The sequence below is a fragment of the Actinoplanes rectilineatus genome (assembly GCF_000962825.1).
In the GTDB taxonomy this organism is placed as follows: domain Bacteria; phylum Actinomycetota; class Actinomycetes; order Mycobacteriales; family Micromonosporaceae; genus Actinoplanes; species Actinoplanes rectilineatus.
Genome location: NZ_JZKF01000093.1, coordinates 16549 through 35061, shown reverse-complemented (window position 1 = coordinate 35061; position 18513 = coordinate 16549). Strand labels below are relative to the sequence as shown.

Sequence of the window (18513 nt, the reverse complement as noted above, 5' to 3'; positions counted from 1 at the left end):
CAACACACCCCGATGGGTGTGGTGATTTCGGGCGTCTACGGCGCCCCAGTTCAACACGCCCTGATGGGTGTGGTGATTTTGGGCGTCTACGGCGCCCCAGTTCAACACGCCCCGACTGGGGTGGTGACGGCGAACGGCCCCGGGAGAATCTCCCGGGGCCGTTGTCTCGGTGGCGTCGGTCAGAGCCGTGTGTTGAGTTCGGGCGCCCTACGCGCCTGAAGTCAACACACCGGTCAGCCCTTGAAGCCCGCCAGGATCTTGGTGAACTCGAGCGACGACTGACTGACGTTGGTGCACTGGAAGAGCGCGCCGGTGCAGGCGTTGAAGTCGCGGTGGAACTCCCAGGCCGAGACCATGCCGAGGTGGTTCTGGTTGGCGAAAGCGACCAGGTCACGGGCGTCGCTCAGGCCGAACACCCCGTTGTCGTCGTTCACGCCCAGCATCGGGGTCACGCCGACCATGGCGAAGGCGGCCGCGTCGCTGTTCCCGTACACCGACTTGATCTGGTCCTTGGTGGATTTCACGGCCTGGATGGCGAGGTCGCCGTAGTCCTGGCCGGCCCGTCCGTAGTCCATCGCCATGATGTTGACCAGGTCGACGTCGACACCGGCGTTCTTGGCCGACGTGACCACGTTCAGGCCGTCGGCGGTCAGGCCCTCGGGCAGCACCGGGAGGGTCAGCGAGATCTTCAGGCCCGGGTTCGCCTTCTGCAGGGCGGCCAGGGCGGTGGACCGGCGGGCGATCGAGGTGCCGTCGGCGACGGCCGCGCCCTCGATGTCCAGGTCGATGTACTCGAGCTGGTAGGCGTCCACGACGGCCTGGTACTCGGCCTGCAGCGCGCTCACGCTGGTGCACGCCGAGGCCAGTTCGACGCCGGTCGCGCCGCCGAAGGAGACCTTGACGTCGCCGCCGGCCGCCCGGATCGCGTCGATCTGCCCGCCGAACTCCTTGGTGCGCGGGTCGAACGCGCCGAACCAGCTCGCCTTGCAGCCGGCGCCGGTGACGAAGCCGAGGCTGGCCGACGTGACGTTGCCGCCCTTGGTCAGCGAGGAGAGCGTGGTCGCGCCGTTGGACAGCAGACCCATGTCCACATAGGGCGCGACCAGCACGTCGCCGGCCTTGGTGGTGGGTGCCGAGGTCGTCGGGGCGGCGGTGGCCGTCTTGGTCGCGGTCGGTGCCGGTGCGGCCGTGGTGGTCCTGGTGGCGGTCGGCGCGGTGGTGGCGGTCTTCGAGGGGGAAGCGGCCGGGCTGGTGGTCGCGGTGGGGGCGGTGGTGACCGCCGTGCCGCCGGAGCAGGGCGCGCCGTTGATCGTGCAGTTGGTCGGGTCGCCGCTGCCGGCGACGATGAAACCGAACGACAGGGTGCCGCCGGCCGGGATGGTGCTGTTCCAGGCGACGCCCTCCGCGGTCTGCACCCCGCCGGCCGTCGTGATCTTGGTGTCCCAGAAGCTGCCCAGCTTCGCGCTCGACGGCAGCGCGAACGCGACCTTCCAGCCCTCGACCGCCGCCGAGGTGCCGTTCGTGATCGTGTATTGGGCCTGGTAGCCGGTGCCCCAGTCACTGTCCTTGGCGAACGACGCGGTCAGGGTTCCGGTGCCGCCCGGCCCGGTGGCGGCGACCGCAGCGCCGATACCGCCGCCGACCGCGAGCACCGCGGCCGTGGCGTAGATGGCGAGCCGCAGGGGGCTGCGTTGCATGGTGGAACTCCGATCGCGAAGGACTCCGACGGGAGTCGATTCTGCGACCGGGCGGCTTAAGGAGTCCGGGTCGTTGCCTTAAAGATCTTTAAAATCATCGGGCGGCGAGCCCGCCGATCACGAGCGCCAGCTGCCGGCGCCAGGCCTGCGGATCGCCGGCGTGTTGGGCCACCCCGGCGTTCGCCATCATCAGCAGCGACATGTCGTTGCGGGTGAAGTCCGCGCGCAGCCGGCCGGCCCGCTGGGCCCGGGTCAGCACGTCCACCGACCGCCGCTGGGCGGCCGCGCGCAGCACGGCCAGCCGCTCGTCGTCGTCGAAGGCGGTGGTGACCAGCAGCTCCGCCAGGCCACGGTCGGTGGCCTGCAGCTCGCAGATCCGGGTCAGGTAGCCGACGAACGCGGCCCACGGGTCGGGATGCTCGACGGCCTGGTCGGCGAGGCGTACCGCGGCGGTCAGGTGACTCGCGAAGACCTCGGCGATCAGATGCCGCCGGCTGGGGAACCGGCGGTAGAGGGTGGCGTTGCCGACGCCGGCCCGCCGCGCGATCTCGTCGAGCGACGCGTCGAGTCCGTGCTCGGCGAAGACTTCACGGGCGGCAGCGAGGAGAGCGACACGGTTGCGCCGGGCATCCGCGCGTAGCCGGGGGGCCATGTGCCACAGGATACGACGTTCCTGCGGTTTTGCTCCGTCTCGGTGTTACGGTCCCCACGATCACGACCAATGGTGCGAGAGGTGCGACCATGCAGCAGATCGACATCGACGTCCCGACCGCGGACGGCACCGCCGACGCGTACTTCGTGAAGCCCGCGGCCCCGGGGCTGTACCCACCGGTGCTGCTGTTCATGGATGCGTTCGGCATCCGGCCACGGATCAAGGAGATGGCCGACCGGATCGCCGAACGCGGGTACGCCGTCCTGGTCCCCAACCTCTTCTACCGGGACGCCCGCAGCCCGCTGGTGCAGCCCGAGGACCTGACCGACGTGGAGCGGCGCGGCGCCGTTTTCGGCCGGCTCGGCCCGATGATGCAGAGCCTCACGCCGTCCCGGGTGGCCGCGGACACCGCCGCCTACCTGGACTTCCTCGCGGCCCAGGAGGGTGTGGAACCGGTCCGGGCGGGCATCCTCGGGTACTGCATGGGAGGCCGGAACGCCCTGGTCGCGGTCGCGAGCAACCCGCAGCGGTTCGCGGTGCTGGCCAGTTTCCACGCCGGGCACGTCGTCACCGACCGGCCGGACAGCCCGCACCTGGGCGTCGGCTCGATCACCGCCGAGGTGTACTTCGCGCACGCCGACAACGACGGGTCGATGACACCGGAGAACGTCAAGGCGCTCGAGGCGGCCCTGGAGGCGGCCGGCGTCACGTACACGTCGGAGCTGTACGAGGGCGCCCCGCACGGCTTCACCATGTCGGACACCGCGATGCACCACCCGGAGGCCGAACTGCGCCACTGGGCGGCCCTGTTCGCGCTGTTCGGCCGGGTACTTCCGCACGGTCCACGGCACGACTGACGTTTCATGCCCCGACGGGGAACGCCGGTCACTCGTACCCCTGAAGGAGAGAGTGACCGGCGCGCCTGGAGCGATCGTCGTCAGTTGCTGTAAAGACCCGGGAAGTAGCGGTCGATCGCGGTCACGTCGTAGACGTGCCGCACCTCCTGGATCCGGTCGTCCTCGACCGCGAGGAACTCCACCATCCGGGCGGTGCCGAACGGCGCGTCCAGGTCGTAGACCAGGGCCGAGCCGTCGATCGCATCGGTACGCGCCACCACGGTGACCTTGTCCGCGAATGCGGCGATCCGGTGCAGGACCTGCAGCAGCTCCTCGTCGTCGACCGGGGCGTCGAAGTTCCACTCGGCTTCGGCGCCGGACGTCAGGAGTCTGCGGGCGGCCGGCAGATCGTCGCTGGTCCAGGACCGGATCCAGAAGTCGACCACATTCACGGGGGTTCCTCTCAAGCGGTGGATCAGCCGTTGAGCATCGAATCGGCACTCACGAAGGTGTAACCGACCTTGGTGAGGCCGGTGACGAGCTCCTTGAGGTAATCGGTGCCCAGGTACGAGTGGTAGAAGCAGCTCGCCACACCGTCCCGCACGACCAGGTTGCGCTCGGCCGAGGCGATGATGTCGGACGGCAGGCGCACCGGGTGCGTGTTGTACGCCGTCGGCTCCACGTTGCCGACGTTCTCCGGCACGACGACCGAGCCGTAGACGTCCCGGACGGTGTAGGGGAAGAACTGTCCGAACTGGCGGGTGTAGTCGTATCTGGCGCCGGTGAGCACCCCGGGGAAGTACAGGCCACGGTCGTAACGCTTGCCGAACAGCGCGTGGACCGCCTGGTAGTCGGCCGGGCTGGCGGCGTAGTGCGGGAACTCGAAGATCTTGGGCGAGCCGAGACCCGCGGCGACGAAGAGCGCCCCCGAGGCGAGCATCCGCGAGGTGGCCCACGCGACCGAGTCACCGTCCACCGGACCGTCGTAGACGACCCGGTCGGCGTCGTCCACGTGCGCGGTGAAGAACTCGAAGTCGTTCGCGCTGACCCCGTCGTAGGGGTTCGCCACCGAACCGTACTGGTGGGTGTAGCCGTGCATCAGCAGCGTGCCGCCCTTGGACTGCATGTACTTCAGCGCCGCGATGACCTTCGGCTTCTTCAGCAGCGTGTAGTCCTGGGCCTTGCCGTCGTTCTGCGCACCCTTCGGGTCCCGGTACCGCGGGTAGACGGCGACGCTGAACGGCACCTTCACCGACGACAGGTAGTCGGCGATGGCGCGCAGCTCGTCCGGGTCCGAGTCCGGTCCGACGTCCTCGATCCGGACCAGCGCCCGGTGCCGCTCGCCGGCGGTGCTGCCCAGCACGGTGAAGAGCAGGTCGGCGAAGACCAGGTAGCGGTCGTCGTGCGTGACGTACGAGAACGGGATCTCCCCGACGTAGGTCAGGTTGCCCGAGGTCACCGCCCACGGGAAGGTGGTGCCGTCGGCGCGGGTCGCGGTCGCCACCGTGGTGACCTTCGCGGCGTCGCTGATCGTCAGGTTCATGATCCCGGAGTTGTTCTCCGAGCCGCGGGTCAGCGACCGTCCCTTGTAGGTGACCTCGCCTACCTGGGCGAAGTCGAACAGCCCGCTGGTGAAGCCGTACTTCGCGGCGAACCCGTCCTGCTTGGCGAGCTGCCAGATGTTGTTGTAGACCCAGGTCACCGACTTGGTCGTGGTGGTCACGTCGGTCAGGAACGCGGCCGGCAGCGGCTCGTCGTAGGTCGAACCCAGATAGATCACCGCGGTGTACGCGTTCAGGTCGCCGGCCCGGTAACCGGAGACCGGCGCCGCCGTCCACGTGCCGAAGTGCGAGGCCAGGTTCGCGGTCTGGGTCGCGTAGACCTCGCCCAGCCAGCCGTAGTCGCCGGTGGTGTCGTACAGGACGAGGGTCTTCGCCGCACCGGCGCCGGGGGCGGCCTTGCCGGTCTTCGTGGTACTGGTGGCCGCGGCGGTGGTGACCTTCGGGGCGGCGGCGTCCGCCTCGACGGTGCTCAGACCGATCGCGGTGGCGGTGACAGCGGCGCCCGCGCCGGCGAGCACGGCACGGCGGGTGACGATGTTGTCGCGCATCAGGCCACGGCTCCGGAGGTGAGGACGGTCGAGGTCAGGACGGGCATCGCGTCGGGCACGGCGGCGAGACCCAGCAGAGCGGCGGTGGCCTGGGCGGTGCGCCGGGCGGCGAGACCATCGCCGTACGGGTTGCCGCCGGCGGTCATCGCATCGCGGCGGACCCGGCTGTCCAGCAGCACGGACGCCTCCTCGACGATCCGCCCGGTGTCCGAGCCGACCAGTTTGGCGCAGCCCGCCTCCAGCGACTCGACCCGTTCGGTGACGTCGCGCAGCACGAGTGCCGGCACGCCGAACGACGGGGCCTCCTCCTGGATGCCGCCCGAGTCGGTGAGCACCAGGTACGCCTCGGACAGCAGTCGTGCCAGGTCCGGGTAGGGCAGCGGGTCGGTGACCGTCACCCGCTCGACCCCGGCGAGGGCGGCGTCGACCTGGGCGCGGACCGCCGGGTTCGGGTGGCTCGGCAGGATCACGTCGATGTCCGGGTAGGTCTCGATCAGTTCCTTGACGGCGGTGAGGATCCGGTCCAGCGGCTGTCCCCACGACTCCCGGCGGTGCGCGGTGACCAGGACCAGCCGGTTGGTGCTGCCGGCCCGGGCGGCGGCCACGGCGGCGTTATCGAAGGGCAGCTTGCGGCCGGCCATCGTCAGCGCGGCGTCGACCACGGTGTTACCGGTGATCAGCACGTCGGACGGGGTGATCTTCTCGTCCAGCAGGTTCATCGCGGCGAGTGGTGTCGGGGCCAGGTGCAGGGCGGCGACCTGGGCGACCAGGCGGCGGTTGCCCTCCTCGGGGAACGGTGACTCGAGGTCACCGGAGCGCAGGCCGGCCTCCAGGTGGACGACCGGGATGCGCCGCCAGAACGCGGCCAGGGCGCCGGCCAGGCTGGTGGTGGTGTCGCCCTGGACGATCACGGCGGCGGGGGTGCGTACCGACCAGAGTTCGTCGAGCTCGCGGATCATCGCGGTGAGCAGCTCGGCCTGGCCGCCGGTGCCGCGGTCGATCTGCAGGGTGATGTCGGGGGTGAGGCCGAAGGCGGCGAGCGCCTGGGTGACCATCGTGGGGTGCTGGCCGCTGGCGAGCAGCACCGGCTGGAGCAGGCCGGCCTCCCGCATGGCGATGGCGACGGGGGCGAGCTTGACGGCCTCCGGGCGGGTGCCGCCGATCAGGTGGACCTCGCGCAGGGTGTGGTTGTTCTCGCGCAGGGTGTCGTTGTTCTCGTGCAGGGACAAGGGGGACCAGCCTTCTGCAGGGGGGGGGATTTAAGGGGATATTTCGGATCAGGCAGCAGTGGGGAGCGCTGCCAGCGGCTCCTCGGCGAGCCGTTCGGTCTTGGCCCAGCCCTGCCGGCCGCTGGCCTGACGGCCCAGAGCGCGGTAGGTGGCGGCCAGACCCAGGACCAGGAAGGCGGGGTACGCCAGAGCGGCGACCATCATGCGCGGCATGGCCTCGTCGCCACGCTTGTACTTGTGGACCATCGCCCAGATCAGGCCGGGGATGGTGGTGACCACCGCCCAGATGACGATGCTCTCGGCGAGAGCGGCCCAGGTCGGCAGGAACAGCACCGGGTGGCCGATCGCCAGGCCCAGCGCGCCGGACCCGAACATGATCATCAGCAGGATGGTGACGATCGCGTTGGCCCAGGGGGAGAGCAGGTAATGCATGATCTCCATCAGCGCGGACCGGGCGATCCGCGGCGAGCTGAACAGCGTGCCGAGGTACCGGGCGCACTGCATGTTGCCCTGCGCCCAGCGGGTGCGCTGCCGGGTGAGCCGGCGGACGTCGACGACCGCCTGCTGGGTGACGCTCGACCGGGAGGTGTAGCGGATCGAGACGCCGTCCAGGTGCATCCGCAGGCCCAGCTCCATGTCCTCGACCAGGCAGCTGGACCAGGGGGCGGTGCCCAGTGACTGGAGGGTGGAGAGCCGGCTGAACTGGCCGTTGCCGCCGAGGCCGACGGTGTCCAGCACGTCGCGCAGGTTCTGGCAGGCGTCGACGATCGCGCCGAACTCCAGATCCTGTACCGCGCCGAGGATCTTGTTGCGGTTCCGGATCCGGACCTGCACCTGCACCGCACCGACGTTGCTGTCCCGCATCAGGCGGGAGACCTCGATCAGGATGTTCTCGCTGCCCTGACCGTCGCCGTCGATGATGCCGATGACCACGCGCTCGGGGCTGACGCCGGCCTGCGCGGTCAGCATGCTGATGTGCCGGTACGCCGCGTTCAGCGCCTCACCCTTGCCCTGCCGGGCCTCGGGCAGCTCCCGCCGCATGATGTGCAGCCGCGGGTGGTCGATGGCGGCGAGGACCTCGGGAGTGCGGTCGTCGGAGCCGTCGTCGACGACCAGGACCCGGGCCAGGGTGCCGGCCGGGCCGTGCAGGCCGAGCGCCGCGCTGACCGTGTTGGCGACCACGGCCTCCTCGTTGAGGGCCGGGACGATGACCCAGAAGTGCTCGGGGCGGGCGTCGCCGCCGGCCACCGCCCGGTTGACGACCTTGGCGCGGTGGGTGCCGACGTAGCGGACGCCGAACCAGACCAGGACCACCGTGGAGAGCGGCCAGGCCAGCAGCAGCGCGTAGCCCGCAACCGCGAAGAGCCAGCCCTGTGACGCCGTCAATGTCGCCTCCTCTGCCCTGGTCACTGTTCGTGAGATCCGAGGGGCGGGTGGCCCCCGTTCCCTCGGACGTAATAGGACATTAGGGAACTACCGAGCGTCACTCAAGAGGTGATCCCCGAACGGAGAGCGAGACCGGCCAAAAGGGCGAACCCAGACATCTCAGGCAGGGCAAATGGGTCCAAAACCGGGCGCGTGGGGTTCGGTTCGCGGCCTCGGCCCGCCGCCGGAGAATGCTGCGGAGAGTGACCTCACGGTTGCGGTGGGGTTATCGCTCATGCCGACACTCTGAGTAATCGGGTGATGACTCCGGGCATGAGAAACCCCGGCTCGCGGGAAGCGGCCGGGGCCTGTCGGTGCTGGTGTCGCTATTCGGGCGGGTTGTCCAGAAGGCTGGGATTGCTGCGGAGCAGAGCGGCCAGCCGGCGGGCCGCCATCTCGGTCTCCTCCGGGCGCTCCACCTGCAGCGGGATCGGCTCCCGCAACTGCTCGAAGCCGCCCGTCGCATCGGTGTGCTGCGGTTCGGCGTGCGCGGTCGGGAACGGCGGTGCCGAAGCGGGCGCCGCGTAGGGCGACGCCGGACCCGGGCGTTCGATGTAGGCCGGCGGTGGCTGCGGCTTGAACGCCGCCGGAGTCGTCGGCGGAGGCGGCGGGGCGGCGGCCGCGAACGGGTTCGGCGCGGACTCGCGGGCCTGCGCCAGGCGGGCCGCGAGATCCTCCCGGGTCGTCTCGCCCGGCACCCGGTCCGGCGTGATCGGCTGACCGGGCTGCGTCGCGGACGGCTCCGGGCGCCGGGGCCAGTTGGCCGGTGGCGCCACGAACGGGCGTTCACCGGTGTGCTGCGCCTGGGCCGCCGGCGCCACGAACGGGCGTTCACCGGTGTGCTCCTGGGCCGCCGGCGCCACGAACGGGCGCTCGGCAGTGGGCGGATCGGGATAGTCGTAATCCGCGGTCGGGCCGAACCGGTCCTGATCGTCCTGGTGGCCCCGCGGGCCGTACGCGACCGGTGGCTCCTCCGGCTCCTCCACGTCGATCACGAAGTCGGCGTGCGGCGGCGGGACATCGTCGGCCCGTGCCGCGACCGCGTGGTCGGCGTTCACCTGCACCACGCCGTCGGCGAAGGCGAAGTGCAGCAGAGTCGGATCACCGGCGCCCTCGACGCCGACCGTGACGTTCAGGCTCGGATGACGGGCGACCACACCCGCGATCGCCTCGACCAACTCGGTCACCGCCGGCGGGGTGCTGCTGCCGTCTCCGGTGGCGCGGCGCCGGAGCTCGTCCCGCCGGGCGAGCTTGTCGAGCGCGTCGTCCAGTCCGCCTCGCACGTCACCGTCCTCTTCCTCACGCGGTCGCCCGGTCTTTCACTGTCCCTCCCCGGACGGGATTTGGGAACCGTGACCGGGCGACCGGTCGACACCCTCCTACGACTTCATCCGGATCGCCTTGTCGAGTGCCTGGTCCAGGACGATCAGCAGGGCATCCCGCACCGACGCCCGGAAACGGGCGTCGAACGAGATGACCGGCACGTCCTCACGAACCGCCAGCGCCCACCGAACCTCGTCGACGCTGTAGTTCATCTGCCCGTTGAAGGTGTTGATACCGACGACGAACGGAAGCCCAGCCCGCTCGAAGTAGTCGACCGCCGGATAGCAGTCGTCTATTCGGTTGGTATCTACCACAACCAGGGCGCCGAGGGCACCCTTCACCAGGTCGTCCCACATGAAGGCGAACCGGGTCTGCCCCGGCGTACCGAAAATGTAGAGCTTCAACGTCTGGTCGATGGTCAGAACGCCGAAGTCCATCGCGACCGTGGTTCCGGTCTTCATGGTCGCCTGACCGGGGTTGTCGATGCCGACGGACTCCGAGGTCATCTCGGCTTCCGTGGTGAGGGGCGAGATCTCGGAGATGGCACCGACCGTGGTGGTCTTGCCCACGCCGAATCCGCCCGCCACGATGATCTTGACGGGGACCGGAGCCTTCTTGGGCGCGCTGCCTTGTACGCGCGCGCTACCGACGACGCGGTTAGCTGATGGATCGAAGTCCACGGATCACTCGCATGATGGTCTCGGGGTCAGGTGTGTCGTTGTCCAGCACGTGGACATCCAGTTGGCCGGCGGCCCGAAGGTCACCGACGAGGATTCGGCAGACGCCCAGATGAAGGCGCAAGCGAGCGGAGATCTCGGCCACAGAGATCGGACTGTCCTCGCAGAGGGACACGATCGCCCTGGTTTCCGGAGATAGCCGCGACGGTGGCGCACCGTGCACCATCGTCACCTGAGTTTCCATACCGATGTCGGGGTCGCCTCCATCGGTCCGCCCGGACGTGATGACGAACGGGCGCAAAAAACTGTTGGCCTGCGTCTCGACCGGCGGCTGTTCCCCGGTGGGGGTGTAGCCGCCGGACGAGGGCTGCTGCGGACCGGATTGCAGGAAGGGCCGGACTCCGGGGCGCGCCGGAGCTACCGGGTCGTCGGGGTCCGGGTAGGTCATTGCTGAACGGCGTTCTTGAGCTCGGCGATGAGGCGCGGGCTGAGAGCACCGCCGGCACGCGTGGCGAACAGCGTCATCTCGTACGCCAGGGTGCCGAGGTTGGCCGAGCGGTCGGCGATCACGCCGAGCACCGAACCCGCGCTGATCGCCGTGACCAGCAGGTAGCCGTCCGCCATGTCGATGATGACGCGGTTCAGGGCGCCCAGGCGGTACCAGCTGGCAGCGCCACCGGAGAGGCTGGTCAGGCCGGAGACCACGGCCGCGAGGCGCTCGGCGTTCGGCCGGTCCTTGATCGCGGACATGGCCATCAGCAGACCGTCCGAGGAGACCGCGATGGCCTCGATCACGCCCGCGGTACCGGAGGTGAAGGAGTCCAGCAGCCAGTTGAAGGTCTTGGCTTCAGCACTGAGCTGACTTTGCGCGGGGGGGTAAGGGGAAGTCATCGCGGTTGTCCCTCGTGTTGTGGCTGGCTTTCATTCAGTGCGAGTGCGACGCCGTACTCGAACTGATCCATCAGGGCTCGGGCGGCATCCGGGTCCAGCTGAGCCGGGGCCGGCGGTGGAGTGGGGCGGTAGGGCTCGTCGTTCGGCAGCGAGGCACCGGGCACACGACGGGTGAGACCGGCGGGAGCACCGGGCGGAGCCGGGGGCGCCGGAGGAGCGGCCGCAGCGGGCGGCGCCGCGGCGGCCGCCGACGGCACGTTCCACTGGACGCCGCCGTTCGATGCCGGAGCGTCCCACGAGGAAGCGGCCGGCGCCGGGGTGTTCCACTGCGGAGCCGGAACCGGGGAGCTCGGTGCCGGAGTGTTCCACTGCGGAGCGGGCGCCGGAGAGCTCGGCGCGGGGGTGTCCCACTGCGGGCCGCCGATGGCCGGCTGTTCCCAGTCGGGACGGCCGAGCATCGGAGCCGGCATGGTGGCGCTGGTCTCCGCGACGTCCCACTGGGCCTTGCTGACGCCGGCCTCGAACGCGTCGAAGGCGGCGCGGGCCGCGAGGGCGTCGTCCTGGGTCGGCGCCTTGGCGTGCTGCTGCGGCGCGGTCTCCTGGGGCAGCTGACTGCCCGGCACCCGCCGGCGCAGCGGCGCGGCGCCGTTGCGCTGCGAGGGTGGGGTGGCGGCGGGCTGCTCCACAGCCGGAGGCTGTGCAGTGAAGTCGTCGCCGGAACGCTGGTGCGGAATCGGGATCGCCTCGGAGGGAGTGGGGGCCGACGGGGTGTTCCATGCCGCCGGTGCGGCCGGTGTCTGGCCCCACGCCGGCTGAACAGCCTGTTGTTCGTGGCTCCAGACCGGACCGGCCGGTGCGGCGGAGGGGAGTTCCGGCAACGCTGCCGGAACCCGGCCCGCCACCGGGGTGCCCATGTCGAACGAGGGCGCCTGCTCCGGAAGGCCGGAACCGGTGGTGTAGACCGGCTCCTGATACGCGGGGCCGGGCGAGTAGACCGGTTCCGCATCGTAGACCGGCTGTCCCGCGTACGGGTCCGCGGTCTCCCTGCCACCGCCGCCGAACGCGTTCCACGAGTTCGACGACTCCAGCGTGTGGGTCGCCCGGCTCAGCTTGTTCGGGTCGAACGGCTGCTGGCTGCCGGGCACCGAGCGGACCGCCGAGCTGGCGATAGCGACCTCGGTGGTGTTGCCGCGCAGGGCCGCCGAGTAGGCCGGGGCCATCGCCGGCTGTGCCGAGACCGGGCGCATGCCGTACTCCGGCGCCTGGATCTGCGGCATCTCGGCGGGGGCCGGCATCGCCGGGGGCGCCTGCACCGCGGCGGCCGCGGTGTGCGCGGTCTGGATGGCCGGAACCGGGGCCAGGCTCTCCGTGCGGGCGATCATGTGCGACGGGTTGAGGTCGATCCAGGCGGTCAGACCGCCGTCCGGGGTGTCGGTGAGGGTGACCTCGATGCCGTGCCGGCGGGCGAGCCGGCCGACCACGAACAGACCGAGCACCTCGGTGGGGGCCAGGTCGAGTCGCTCACGACGGGTCAGACGGGCGTTCTCCTCGGCCAGACGTTCGGGTGCCAGACCCAGGCCGTGGTCGATGATCGCGAGGCGGGCGCCGCCGCGCAGTTCGTCGGCGCTGACCGTGACGTTGGTGTGCGGCGGGGAGAACGTGGTGGCGTTCTCCAGCAGCTCGGCCAGGAGCAGCGTCAGGTCGGCCAGGACGGCCGGCACCACGACGATGTCCTCCGGGATGTCCACCTCGACACGGGTGTAGTCCTCGATCTCACCCAGGGCGAGACGGACGACGTCGGAGAGCGGCAGCGGAGCCATGTGCTCGTTGGCGCCGGCGGCACCGGAGAGCACGACGAGCGCGGACGCGTTCCGGCGCAGACGGCTGGACATGTGGTCCAGTCGGTAGAGCTCGCGGAGACGGTCGCTGTCGGTCTCGCGGCGCTCCAGGCCGTCGATCAGGGACAGCTGACGGCCGACCAGGTTCTGGGTACGCCGTCCGACGTGCCCGAACATCTGGGCGACGTTTCGGCGGCCGAGCACCTGGCGTTCCACCAGCCGGGCGGCGGTGGTCTGTACGCGGTCGAACGCGCGGGCCAGGTCGCCGATCTCGTCCTGGGCCTCCACGTCGACCGGGTCGAGGCGGATCGGGCGGACGGCGGCTTCCTGCTCGTCGTCGGCCACCCGCTCTAGCTCGGCCTCGGCGGCGCGGGCGATGCGGTCGGCGGAGACGGTCAGACGGCGCAGCGGCCGGGCGACCGCGCGGGCCATGAAGATGCTGAGCGTGACCACCAGGATCAGCAGCAGCAGTGCGCCACCACCGATGAGCAGCGCCTGTTGGATGGCGCTGTCACGGTTGGCGGTGACGGTGACGTCCACGTCCTTCGCCACGCGCTTCTCGACGAACGAGCCGAGGACCGTGACGGACTGCAGGGAGGGGAACAGCGTCTCGACGTTGAGCGTGGCGATCGCCGTCGACGGGTTGCTCTGCAGGGCGGTGATGAACTTCGAGCCGATGCGGAACGAGAACGCTTCCTGGGTGTTCAGGTAGAGCTTGTACTGCGCGTCGGTGAAGAAGACCTTCGACGACGCAATGATCGAGGAGATCTCGGCGAACGTCGCGTTGAACTGGTTGAGCAGCAGGTCGGCGTCCTGCGAGCCGGGTTTGGCGGTGGCCGCGATGGCCAGGTAGCCGGACGCCTGGCTGATCAGGTCGTCGGAGCGCATGGCCTGCTCGAGCGCGAAGACCTGGCGGCCGACGCCGGTCGACAGGTCGGCGCTGGTGGACAGGCCCAGACCGTCGATCAGCGGGGTGACCACGCTGGTGAACTGGTCGACGATCTGCACCGGGGTGACCGTGCCGTTGAGCACGTTCTGCCGGGTGCTGTCGAGGCGGGTGGCGATGTTGACGGCCCGGCGCATCTCGAGCGAGAGACCCTCGGTGCGGTCGAGGATCGCGATCGCGTCGGCGGCCTCGGCGCTCTGCACCACGAGCACAGGCTGCTCGACGAGGCCGAGGCGGTAGCCGACCGAGAGGAGCCGCTCCTCCTGGAGCTGGATCAGGGCCGAACTCACCTGGGTGGCCAACTGGACCGTGTCGGAGGTCTCCTGGGCGATGCGCGCCGCGTTGGCGCGCTCGTAGATGACCGGGACACTGAGGCCGACGACCCCGAGAAGGGGCACCAGCACCAGCAGGGCCAGCTTGCCCAGGATGCGGAACTTACCGAAGAGCACTGGAACGCTCCCGCCGGTTGACGTCACCGTAGCCGGAGGCCTCGCCGTAGTTCGGCTGGTCGTACGGGTTGGGGCTGTTGCCGCCGTAGGTGGAGCCGTTGCCGGCGTCGCTCTGGACGGACACCTCGCGGCCGGTCTCGCCGGTGGTGGTGGCGGGCGCGGCACCGCGGCCACGGCCCCAGTAGATGCCGGCGGCCATCAGGGCCAGCGCGAGCACGAACAGGCCCCAGGCTTCGATGCGGCGGTAGTCATCGCTGTCGAGACGGTCGTCGTACAGGTTCTTCATCTCGCCGTAGACGACGTTGCTGAGCGCGTCGAGGGCCTTTTGCAGGGTGACCTGCGCGGTCGCCAGGGCGGCGGCGTTCGGAACGCCGGCGACGGAGACACCGCGGTTGGCGGCCTCGATGCCCCGGCGGAAGGAGTCGAGGTTGCTGACCAGGCTGCCGCTGAGGGTGGCGCTCTCGGTGTCGGCGGCGGCGGCCTGCAGGTTCTCGGTCAGCGCGTTGACGGCGCTCTCCACGTTCTGTACGGCGGTGGCGCCGGCGATGTTCAGTGCGGGCTTCTGCGCCTTCTTGGCGTTGGCGGCCATGTTCGCGAGGTCACTCATGCGGCTGGCCCAGGTCACGGCCTCCGGCAGGTTCACCGTGGCGGCCTCCTGGAGATACCAGAGGTCGTTCTGCGAGACCTGGTTGAGCTGCGACCGCTGCCGGAGCGCGGTGAAGAGCTCGAGGGTCAGGTCGGTGACCTCTTGGTGGGCCTGGTAGATCGTGGCGGCGTCACCGGTGACGCTCGGCAGCCGGCCGATCTTGTCCTTCAGGCCGGTCCAGCGCTGGGTGGTGCCGAGGACGTCACCGAGTCGCGCGTCGACCTCGGTCACGCGGGCGGTGGCGGCCGTCACCGACTGCGGCACCTCCTTGACGCCCTGCAGCGACGACGCCTGGGACTCGGCGAGCGCGCTGACCAGCGGTGAGAGGGCGGTCAGGTATTCCACGCCCTGCTGCTGGAGCAGGGTCTCGTCCCGCTGTTCCGAGTTGTCGCTCAGGACTCGCAGGAACAGGGCTGCGGTCGGCAGCAGGACGAGGACCGTCAGCACCGCCGCGAGGCTGGAGCGTAAACGGTTTCGCCGGCTGGACACCGAGACTGACATTGCTTTAGTCCTCCGCCATGCACACGCGATGGGCCTATGGTGGCTACCGACGGTAGCCATGAGGGCGCACCGATCTGGGTCAATCTATCCGAGAAAACCTCAGAAAACCCCTTTCCAAGGGTCAGAGTTCGCTCGGCTGATCGGTGGATACGCGACGTCGCCCACTTGGCTGTAGCAACCGCTGAGACGGGGTGAAGCTCCTGTCCAGGCGGGTTCCAAGAACAAAGTGACGCGCGCCGGGCAGATCGTATCCGGACCGCAGGCAGGACGTGAATATGACTTCTACTTCGGATTTGTTACGTCTCGGATACTCGACTTTCACAGTAAGTGCTGCTCTACTCGCGCTCGCGTTACAAATGACTGTGCGTAGTTGATCCCATACGCAAACGGGGGCCTCTCCGTCCCGTTTTGGATACGGAGAGGCCCTAATGACTCAAATCCTGGCCAGTGCCTTTCGGAGCGGATCGAGCCCGAGTGACCCGAGGTCCAGAGCATCGCGGTGGAACGATTTGAGGTTGAAATCACTGCCTTTACGGCGCTTTGCCTCGTCCCGGGCCTGCAGCCAGATCCGCTCGCCGACCTTGTACGACGGCGCCTGCCCCGGCCACCCCAGGTACCGCTTCCACTCGAAGCGCAGCACCTCCTCCGGCTGGCGGGTGTGCGCCCGGAGGAAGTCCCAGCCCAGCTGCGGCGTCCACCGCTCACCCGGGTGAAAGCCGAACGGGTTGTCCCGCGGGATCTCCAGCTCCAGATGCATGCCGATGTCGACGATCACCCGGCACGCGCGGAGCGCCTGGGCGTCGAGCATGCCGAGCCGGTCGCCCGGATCGGTGAGGTAACCCAGATCGTCCATCAGCCGCTCGGCGTAGAGCGCCCAGCCCTCGCCGTGTCCCGAACACCAGCACAGCAGGCGCTGCCAGCGGTTGAGCGAGTCGGCCCGCAGCAACGCCTGGCTGACCTGCAGATGGTGACCCGGGACACCCTCGTGGTAGACGGTGGTGACCTCGCGCCAGGTGGAGAAGGACGCCTGCCCCTCCGGCACCGCCCACCACATCCGGCCCGGACGGGAGAAGTCCTCGCTCGGCCCGGTGTAGTAGATCGCGCCGTCGCTGGTCGGCGTGAGACAGCACTCCAGTTTCTGGGCCGGCGGCTCGATGTCGAAGTGCGTCCCGTTCAGCTCGGAGATCGCCCGGTCGGACAGCGCCTGCATCCAGTCCCGGAACTCCTCCTTGCTGCCGATGTTGCGGGCCGGGTCGGCGTCCAGGACGGCGACCGCCTCGTCCACGGTGGCGCCCTTCCCGGCGATCACCGCCGACACGGCGCGCATCTCGCGTTCCAGCCGGTCCAGCTCGTCGAAGCCCCAGAGGTACGTCTCCAGCTGGTCCACCTTGGCGCCGAGGAAGTACTGCGAGCCGAGCGCGTACCGCTCCGGCCCGGCCGCCTCCTTGTCACGTCCCCGCGGGGCCAGCTCCTCCCGGAGGAAGACCCCGAACGCGGCGGTGGCGGCGGTGGCGGCGGCCGCACCGTGCTGCAGCTCGGTGGCGAGCGCGCCGGTCGCCCGGAGCCGGCTCGCCAGGCCCTGGAAGAAACCGTCCCGGGTCGGGTCGGTCCACGCCTCGCACTGCTCGGCCACCGCCAGGAGCTGGGCCCGGGCACTGATCAGGCCCTTGTCGGCGCCCTCCAGCAGGGTCCGGCGGTACTGCTCCAGGGCGGTCGGGAAGGCGTTGAGCCGGGCCGCGATGTTGGCGACCGCCTCCTCGCCCTCGGTCGGCATCACGTCGAACGTCATCCGCAGGCCGTGCAGCCCACTGGTGATGACGTTGACGTCGGTGGCCGCGTAGCCGGTGTCGTAACGGGTCAGCTCCAGGCCGAGGCGCTCGAGCATCGCCTCCTTGGCGACGTTCTCCGGCTCGTCCACCGGATCGACGGTGTCCAGGTCGTTGATGGTGCGGCGGACCAGCTCGGCCTGGGCGGCGTAACCCTCCGGCGAGAGGTCGTCGGTCTTGTCGTCGTGGCCGGCGATGCCCACGGCGGTCGCGCCCGTCGGGTTGAGCTCGGCCCACTCGTCCACGTATCGATCGGCGAGTTCGTCAATTCTTCCCACCTCGCCGACCCTACGGGACGAGAGCGTCCGGTAACCGCCGGTTTCAGGCGTGCGAGCCGGTCCAGGAGAGCAGCTGCTCGGCCGTCCAGGTGTTGACCACGCGCTCGGCCGGCACACCGCACAGCGCGGCCCGCTCGCACCCGTTGCCCAGCCAGTCCAGCTGACCCGGGGCGTGCGCGTCGGTGTCGATGCTGAACCGGCAGCCGGCCTCCACCGCCACGGTGAGCATCCGTTTCGGCGGGTCCAGCCGGTCCGGCCGGGAGTTGATCTCGATGGCCTTGTCGTGTTCCCGGCAGGCGGTGACCACCCGGTCCAGGTCGAACGTGCTCGGCGGGCGGGTCCGCGACTTCCCGTGCGCGGCGTCGCCCTCGCCGGTGGTGGCGACCTTGCGGCCGGTCATGTGGCCGAGCACGTCCAGGTGCGGGTCGGCGATCGCGGTGAGCATCCGCCGGGTCATCCGCGGCGAGTCGTCGCGCAGCCTGCTGTGCACCGAGCCGACCACCAGGTCGAGCCGGGCCAGCAGCTCGTCCTCCTGATCCAGCGAACCGTCCTCGAGGATGTCCACCTCGATCCCGGTGAGGATGCGGAAGCCGTCCGGCAGCGCCTCGTTGAGCGCGGCCACGTGGTCGAGCTGACGGCGCAGCCGGTCCGCGGTCAGGCCGCGGGCCACGGTGAGTTTCGGTGAGTGGTCGGTGAGCACGAACCACTCGTGGCCGAGGTCGGCGGCGGCCAGCGCCATCTCCTCGATCGGCGAGCCGCCGTCGGACCAGTCCGAGTGCACGTGGCAGTCGCCGCGCAGGGCGGACCGCAGCGCGGCAGCCGCGGCGGGCAGGTCGGTGCCCGCGGTGGCGCTGATCCGGCGCAGGTAGACCGGCTCCTCACCGGCCAGCGACTCGGTGACGCAGCGGGCGGTCACGTCACCCACCCCCGGCAGTTTCGCCAGCGTGCCGGCCTCGGCCCGGGCCCGCAGGTCCTCCGGCGGGGTGGCCGCCACGGTGGCGGCCGCCGACCGGAACGCCCGGACCCGGTAGGTGGCCTCGTTCGCCCGCTCCAACAGGAACGCGATGCGCCGCAGATCGGCGACCGGGTCACGCGACGTCATACCTGCCACCTTATGGCCCCGAAAGGATCTTGCTGGGTGTATATCGAGGCCGGTATCTTCCCACCGCTGTCCGGGCTCTTCGGGCAG

General features: G+C 70.0%; 15 protein-coding genes. 1 reads left to right on the top strand and 14 read right to left on the bottom strand.

Going from position 1 to position 18513, the window contains the following annotated elements; all coding sequences use genetic code 11:
- Positions 1-233: 233 nt before the first annotated feature.
- Both WH85_RS39285 and WH85_RS39280 read right to left on the bottom strand, forming a co-directional pair.
- Positions 234-1697: a glycoside hydrolase family 18 protein gene (locus WH85_RS39285; protein WP_045747234.1), complete on the bottom strand. Its 1464-nt coding sequence runs from the start codon at positions 1695-1697 to the stop codon at positions 234-236.
- 94 nt (positions 1698-1791) lie between these two features.
- Positions 1792-2349: a TetR/AcrR family transcriptional regulator gene (locus WH85_RS39280; RefSeq protein WP_045747233.1), complete on the bottom strand. Its 558-nt coding sequence runs from the start codon at positions 2347-2349 to the stop codon at positions 1792-1794.
- Between the two features lie 89 nt (positions 2350-2438).
- Here WH85_RS39280 and WH85_RS39275 point away from each other — a divergent pair, with 89 nt between their 5' ends.
- Positions 2439-3206 (top strand): dienelactone hydrolase family protein, encoded by a 768-nt coding sequence (locus tag WH85_RS39275; protein ID WP_045747232.1) that lies wholly within the window; start codon positions 2439-2441, stop codon positions 3204-3206.
- A gap of 80 nt (positions 3207-3286) precedes the next feature.
- On the opposite strand, the gene WH85_RS39270 is transcribed toward WH85_RS39275, so the two are convergent.
- The 12 genes from WH85_RS39270 to WH85_RS39215 all read right to left on the bottom strand — a co-directional run bounded on the left by WH85_RS39270 (position 3287) and on the right by WH85_RS39215 (position 18426).
- Positions 3287-3637, bottom strand: a complete 351-nt coding sequence (locus tag WH85_RS39270; RefSeq protein ID WP_045747231.1) for a hypothetical protein — start codon at positions 3635-3637, stop codon at positions 3287-3289.
- 23 nt (positions 3638-3660) lie between these two features.
- The gene (locus WH85_RS39265; protein ID WP_045747230.1) at positions 3661-5295 is read right to left on the bottom strand and encodes a DUF2334 domain-containing protein; all 1635 of its coding nucleotides are present in this window, start codon (positions 5293-5295) and stop codon (positions 3661-3663) included.
- Positions 5295-6524 (bottom strand): non-hydrolyzing UDP-N-acetylglucosamine 2-epimerase, encoded by a 1230-nt coding sequence (gene wecB / locus WH85_RS39260; protein WP_245674288.1) that lies wholly within the window; start codon positions 6522-6524, stop codon positions 5295-5297. Before wecB ends, WH85_RS39265 begins: the two co-directional genes overlap by 1 nt.
- A 48-nt stretch (positions 6525-6572) precedes the next feature.
- Positions 6573-7910: a glycosyltransferase gene (locus WH85_RS39255; RefSeq protein ID WP_045747229.1), complete on the bottom strand. Its 1338-nt coding sequence runs from the start codon at positions 7908-7910 to the stop codon at positions 6573-6575.
- 365 nt (positions 7911-8275) lie between these two features.
- Positions 8276-9232, bottom strand: coding sequence for a hypothetical protein (locus WH85_RS39250; RefSeq protein WP_045747228.1), 957 nt, complete (start codon positions 9230-9232; stop codon positions 8276-8278).
- A gap of 96 nt (positions 9233-9328) precedes the next feature.
- The gene (locus WH85_RS39245; RefSeq protein ID WP_083449601.1) at positions 9329-9952 is read right to left on the bottom strand and encodes a GTP-binding protein; all 624 of its coding nucleotides are present in this window, start codon (positions 9950-9952) and stop codon (positions 9329-9331) included.
- Positions 9930-10397 carry a DUF742 domain-containing protein gene (locus WH85_RS39240; protein ID WP_045747227.1) on the bottom strand — a complete coding sequence of 156 codons (468 nt, stop codon included), beginning with the start codon at positions 10395-10397 and terminating at the stop codon, positions 9930-9932. Before WH85_RS39240 ends, WH85_RS39245 begins: the two co-directional genes overlap by 23 nt.
- Complete coding sequence (locus WH85_RS39235) at positions 10394-10840, bottom strand: roadblock/LC7 domain-containing protein (RefSeq protein WP_045747226.1); 447 nt, start codon at positions 10838-10840, stop codon at positions 10394-10396. The genes WH85_RS39240 and WH85_RS39235 overlap by 4 nt, the downstream gene beginning before the upstream one ends.
- Complete coding sequence (locus tag WH85_RS39230; RefSeq protein ID WP_045747225.1) at positions 10837-14073, bottom strand: sensor histidine kinase; 3237 nt, start codon at positions 14071-14073, stop codon at positions 10837-10839. Before WH85_RS39230 ends, WH85_RS39235 begins: the two co-directional genes overlap by 4 nt.
- Positions 14060-15166: a hypothetical protein gene (locus tag WH85_RS39225; RefSeq protein WP_245674287.1), complete on the bottom strand. Its 1107-nt coding sequence runs from the start codon at positions 15164-15166 to the stop codon at positions 14060-14062. The genes WH85_RS39230 and WH85_RS39225 overlap by 14 nt, the downstream gene beginning before the upstream one ends.
- Positions 15167-15653: 487 nt before the next feature.
- Positions 15654-17324, bottom strand: a complete 1671-nt coding sequence (locus WH85_RS39220; RefSeq protein ID WP_045747223.1) for a DUF885 domain-containing protein — start codon at positions 17322-17324, stop codon at positions 15654-15656.
- Positions 17325-17367: 43 nt separating this feature from the next.
- A complete protein-coding gene (locus WH85_RS39215) occupies positions 17368-18426 on the bottom strand; it encodes a PHP domain-containing protein (protein ID WP_045747222.1) in 1059 nt (352 codons plus the stop codon).
- Between the last annotated feature and the right edge of the window lie 87 nt (positions 18427-18513).